This is a genomic window from Mycobacterium sp. (assembly GCF_035603715.1).
GTDB lineage: Bacteria > Actinomycetota > Actinomycetes > Mycobacteriales > Mycobacteriaceae > Mycobacterium.
In genome coordinates, this window is sequence record NZ_DATNJW010000684.1 from 1 (window position 1) to 5423 (window position 5423).

The window sequence follows — 5423 nt, forward strand, 5'->3', positions numbered from 1 at the left end:
TGCATCAAGGCGATGATCGAGAAGGTCGTCGACCGGATGTACGCCGAGATCGACGACAACCGGTTCCTCGAGGTCACTTACGCCAATGGCGACAAAGAAGTCATGTACTTCAAGGACTTCAACTCCGGGGCGATGATTCAGAACGTGGTCGACCGGGCGAAGAAGAATGCCATCAAGTCGGTGCTGGAAAGCGGCCAGCCAGGCCTGCGGATCCAACATCTGCTCGACTCGATCGTCGATGAGTTCGCCGAGAACGAGGACCTGCCCAACACCACCAACCCCGACGACTGGGCGCGGATTTCGGGCAAGAAGGGCGAGCGGATCGTTTACATCCGCACGCTGGTCACCGGCAAGAGCTCGAGTGCCTCACGGGCCATCGACACCGAGTCCAACCTCGGTCAGTACCTGTAAGGCTCAGCCGGCCAGCAGCGAGTAGCTGTTGGTCAGGTCGTCCTGCAGCACCTGCGCGGCGTGCGTGGTCGTATCGATGCGCAACGGGCTGGTCAGTGTTCGGGCCTGGTATTTCCATCCGTCGGGCAGGTTGAGTCGCTCACCGAGCGTGGCCAGATCCGCCCGCGACAGATTGGGGTCGACGATCTGGCTCCAGGTCTGCATCACCCACCGCCGCAGCGCGGGGTCGTGCAATTCGTAGATCTCTTCGCCGGTGTCGAAGGTGAAGACGGTGTGCCGGTGGACCTGGTTGGCGGTGTAGGGCGCAGGGTTCATCCCCGACAGCAAGGTTTGCGCCTGGAGCACCATGTCGATCCCGCCGAAGTTCTTGATGATCCGCGGGCCCTGGTTCGTCTTCTCGATCTCGTTCACCAGCCAGTAGCGCGGGCCGTTGAGTAAGGCTGTAGCAGCACCGTTTTCGGCCGCAATGGCCTGTGCGTCGAGCGCCGACCACAACTCGGCGGGACAGTCGTTGAGGCCGAAGCTGTTGTAGACGGATGCCTGCGGCCCCGCCTCGCCCGGCGTCACCAGAAGGACTTCCCCGTAGCGCTTTCCGGACAGCCCGGTGATGGGTTCGGCAGACACCACGTGAAGGTAACACTTCTTTCACCTGCGTCAACCGCCACGAGGCGGATCAACGGGGTGGGAGGGCCACGACTTGGACGAAGAACTCGTCGATCTGGCGAATGACGTTCATGAATTGTTCGAAGCCAACGGGTTTGGTGACGTAGGCGTTCGCGTGGAGTCGGTAGCTGCGCAGAATGTCTTCCTCAGCGGCCGAGGTGGTCAGGACAACAATGGGGATGTGGCACAAGTCTGGATCGGATTTGATCTTTTCAAGCAGTTGGTGGCCGTCGTATTTCGGCAGGTTCAAGTCGAGCAGGATCAGGTCCGGCCGGGTCGCGCCCTTGTGCGATCCACGTTGGTACAGATAGTCGAGACCTTCCTGTCCATCGCTTGCAACACGCAAAGTGTTGCGAATCTTGTAGTGTTCGAAGGCTTCCCGAGTGATGAGGACGTCTCCGGGATCGTCTTCGATAAGCAGGACCTCGATTGGGCGACCAGCCGGTGTCATCGGTGGGCTCCTTCGGTTGCGCCGACGGGTGTCTCGTCGCTGTCGGCAGCAATAGGCAAGGTGAACCAGAACCGAGAGCCGCTGCTGTTGCCGGTGTCGATACCGATGGTACCGCCGTGCAGCTCGACGATTTTCTTGCAGACCGCCAACCCGATACCAGTTCCGGTGTAGGCATCCCGGCCGTGCAGACGCTGGAAGATCACAAACACTTTCGCGGCGAACTCGGGAGCGATGCCGATGCCGTTGTCCATCACGCTGAACATCCAATGGCCGTCGTGGTCGCCGGTTCCGCGTTCGCAGTCGATCACGACGTGGGGCACGCGATCCTCGCGTCGGAACTTGACCGCGTTGCCGATCAGGTTCTGCCACAGCATCGTCAGAAGGGTGGCATCGCCGACGACCTGAGGAAGCGGACCGTCGGTGCATGCGATCTGGGCTTTGGACTCCTCGATCGCCGCGGCCAGATTGCGCAGCGCGGTGTCCAAGGTGGCGTCGAGGTCAACCGTGACGCGAGTGACATTGAGGCGACCGACCCGGGAAAAGGTGAGCAGATCATTGATGAGCACCTGCATGCGTTTGGCGCCGTCGACAGCGAAGCCGATGTATTCGATACCGCGTTCATCGAGGGTGTCGCCGTAGCGTTGCTCGAGCAGCTGACAAAACGAGGCCACTTTGCGTAGCGGTTCCTGGAGGTCATGGGAGGCCACATAAGCGAACTGCTCGAGCTCGGCGTTGGATCTCCGTAGCTCGACCGCCTGCGCGTCGAGCACCTCCGTTTGCATCGCCAGACGAGCCCGGTCCGATCGGGATATATCCAGCTCGGTGACGATCCGCTCGCGCATGTTTTCTACGTCGCCCGCGATCGCGCGGATATCTTTGGCTCCCCGCCCGTCGATGCTGTGGGCGAAGTCGCCTTGCGCAATCCGCCGGCACGAAGCGGCGAGCACGGCCACCGGACGGGTCACCGCGTGTCGCATCAACAATCCCAGCAGGAACGCCCCGGCGATGAACGCTGCCACCATGGCAATCAGGATCCGGTCCCGCCAGCTGCGCATCGTGTCCAACTGGTTGACCGCGACGGTCCGCGCGGCGGCCAGATCGAAGTTCTGGGCATCGAATAGCACGCGGATGCGGTCGAACTCGGCCTTGCCACGCTCGGCGGTCGCGGCGTTCACGACATTTGGCGTGCCCGGGATCACGCTGCTGATCAACGGCTGCGCGTACGTGCTGCGCCACGCGGCGCCGGCGCGCTCGATCGCGGTCAGGTCGGCAATCAGGTCGGCCCGGTCACCGAGTCGCGCGGTGATGTCCTCGGCCGCTTGCTGTTCGACGCGTTGCCCTTCGACGTAGGGGGCGAGGAACTGCCGGTCGGCGGCGATCACGTAGCCGCGTAGGGCGGTCTCCTGATCACGCAACGCGCCCTGCAACTGATACGCCGAGACACGCGCAGGCTGAATGTGTTCGGTCAACTCACGGGTCACTGCGTCGGTGCGGTCCAACAGCACCGCACCTGCGGCCGCACCGGCCAGCACCACCGCTCCCATGACCGACAGCACCACGGTCTGCCAACCTGCGACCGTTAGTCGCGATCCCAGCTGCGGGCCGTCCGTAGGGGTGTCTGGCTGCCCCGTCGATCCCGTCGTCACCCGATGCTGCGTTCTACCCGCACCACGGCGACGTCGTCGCTGAACCCGCCATGCGTTTGGGCTCGGGCCTCGACCTGGTCGATGAGCGCGTCGACGAACTCCGGGCCGGGCAGCGCCGCCAGCGACCGGGCCAGCTCCAGTAGGCCGTCTTCGCCGAGGCGTTCGGCACCGCGACCAGAATGCCCCTCGAACAGTCCGTCGGTGAGCAGCACCAGACCGCCGCCTTCGGGGAGTTCCATTGCACACTCCGGCCAGCCGTCACCGGCGAACCCCAAAGCCGGGCCGGCCGGCGGCTCGGCCCAATCCACGGTGCCGTGGCTGTGCACCAGCATGCCGGGATGTCCGGCGCGGACCGCTATGACCCGCGGACTGTCGGGGCTGACCGCCAAGGTGAACATCGTCGCGAAAATCGTGCGGCCTACGCCTTCAGCGTGAAGGATCTGTTCGAGCTGCCGCATCGCAGCGTCACCGTGAATGCCGCTCAACGTCAATGTGCGCCAGGCGATCCGCAGTGCCACTCCCAACGCGGCCTCGTCAGGCCCGTGGCCGGCGACATCGCCGATAACGATGTGCACGGTCCGGTCCGGCGTTTGCACGACATCGTAGAAGTCTCCGCCCAGCAGCGCGTTGGTGCGGCTGGGCCGGTATCGAGTCACTACATTGACTTCTGAGCCCTCGAGCAGTAGCGGAGAGGGCAGCAGACCTCGTTCCAGCCGGGCATTTTCCCGGGCCCGAATATCGCTCGCCTGCAGCTCCACCGCGATGAGCTCGGCGCGCTTACGTTCGATCGCATACAGCAGAGTCCGGCGAAGCAGGTCGGGCCCGACCCGCCCCTTGACCAAGTAGTCCTGTGCACCGCTCGCGACGGCCGACACCCCGAATTGTTCGTCATTCAATTCCGTCAGCACGACCACCGGAAGCGTGGCATCCCACTCGGTGACGCGGGCGATGCCGTCGAACCCGGTGGCGTCCGGCAGATGCAGGTCCAGCAGGACGCAGTCCGGGCGCTCGCGGGCGAGGGCGCCGTCGGCGTGCGCCAACGAGGGCGCCCACTCCACCCGGATATCGGCGCCGGAGTCTGCGATCATTTCCTCGACCAGCACCGCATCACCGCGGTCGTCCTCGATCAGCAGCAGTGACAACCAGTGCCTATCGGCTGCGGGAGCGACGTGGCTATCCGACACCGGAATCGACCCCGGATTGTTCAGCACACGCTCGATCAAACATGTCCTCCACGCATCCCGACGCGCCAACGATAACCCACACGCTGGGTATTTGCCGGGATCACCGGCTAATCGCCGAGAGCTCCATCTCGCCCCGCCACGCGGGGCGCATCGTCGCCACGCCTACGCTTAGAGCATGCAACGGATTATCGGTACGGAGGTCGAGTACGGCATCTCGTCGCCGTCGGACCCGACCGCCAACCCGATCCTGACCTCGACGCAGGCGGTGCTGGCCTACGCGGCCGCCGCCGGCATTCAGCGCGCCAAACGCACCCGCTGGGATTACGAGGTGGAATCGCCGCTGCGCGACGCGCGCGGTTTCGACCTGAGCCGCTCGGCCGGCCCGCCTCCGGTGGTCGACGCCGACGAGGTCGGCGCGGCCAACATGATCCTGACCAACGGCGCGCGGCTCTATGTCGACCACGCGCACCCGGAGTACTCCGCCCCCGAATGCACCGACCCGCTGGACGCGGTGGTCTGGGACAAGGCCGGCGAGCGGGTCATGGAAGCCGCCGCCCGCCACGTCGCGAGCGTCCCGGGCGCCGCCAAGCTGCAGCTGTACAAGAACAACGTCGACGGCAAGGGCGCCTCCTACGGGTCGCACGAGAACTACCTGATGAGCCGGCAGACGCCGTTCTCGTCCGTCATCGCCGGGCTGACCCCGTTTCTGGTGTCCCGCCAGGTGGTCACCGGCTCCGGCCGGGTCGGCATCGGGCCGTCCGGCGACGAGCCGGGCTTCCAGCTCTCGCAGCGATCCGATTACATCGAGGTCGAGGTCGGGCTGGAGACCACGCTGAAGCGCGGCATCATCAACACCCGCGACGAGCCGCACGCCGACGCCGACCGTTACCGGCGGCTGCACGTCATCATCGGCGACGCCAACCTCTCCGAGACGTCGACCTATCTCAAGCTCGGTACCACCGCGCTGGTGCTCGACCTGATCGAGGACGGTCCGGCGCACGGAATCGACCTCAGCGACTTGGCGCTGGCCCGGCCGGTGCACGCCGTGCACGCGATCAGCCGCGACCC

Annotated in this window: 4 protein-coding genes and 2 pseudogenes; 2 read left to right on the plus strand and 4 right to left on the minus strand. The window is 65.0% G+C overall.

What is annotated here, in order from left to right:
* Positions 1-411: pseudogene (locus tag VN856_RS27570) on the plus strand (proteasome ATPase); the annotation flags it as partial.
* A 3-nt stretch (positions 412-414) separates the two neighbouring features.
* Here the strand turns inward: VN856_RS27570 and VN856_RS27575 are convergent.
* The 4 genes from VN856_RS27575 to VN856_RS27590 form a co-directional block, all read right to left on the minus strand.
* On the minus strand, positions 415-1020 hold the full coding sequence (locus VN856_RS27575) for a hypothetical protein (protein WP_414687070.1): 606 nt from the start codon (positions 1018-1020) through the stop codon (positions 415-417).
* Between the two features lie 64 nt (positions 1021-1084).
* Entirely contained in the window at positions 1085-1525 is a 441-nt protein-coding gene (locus VN856_RS27580) for a response regulator (RefSeq protein ID WP_325695223.1), read from the minus strand.
* Positions 1522-3069 (minus strand): sensor histidine kinase, encoded by a 1548-nt coding sequence (locus tag VN856_RS27585; RefSeq protein WP_325695225.1) that lies wholly within the window; start codon positions 3067-3069, stop codon positions 1522-1524. The genes VN856_RS27580 and VN856_RS27585 overlap by 4 nt, the downstream gene beginning before the upstream one ends.
* Before the next feature lie 98 nt (positions 3070-3167).
* Complete coding sequence (locus VN856_RS27590; RefSeq protein WP_414687071.1) at positions 3168-4379, minus strand: PP2C family protein-serine/threonine phosphatase; 1212 nt, start codon at positions 4377-4379, stop codon at positions 3168-3170.
* A 151-nt stretch (positions 4380-4530) separates the two neighbouring features.
* Here VN856_RS27590 and dop point away from each other — a divergent pair.
* A pseudogene (dop, locus tag VN856_RS27595) lies at positions 4531-5423 on the plus strand (pup deamidase/depupylase); the annotation flags it as partial.

What these genes read in the sequence shown, in the direction of transcription:
- VN856_RS27580 (WP_325695223.1), bottom strand. Translation starts at nt 1,525, where the DNA reads ATGACACCGGCTGGTCGCCCAATCGAGGTCCTGCTTATCGAAGACGAT.
- VN856_RS27585 (WP_325695225.1), bottom strand. Translation starts at nt 3,069, where the DNA reads ATGGGAGCGGTGGTGCTGGCCGGTGCGGCCGCAGGTGCGGTGCTGTTG.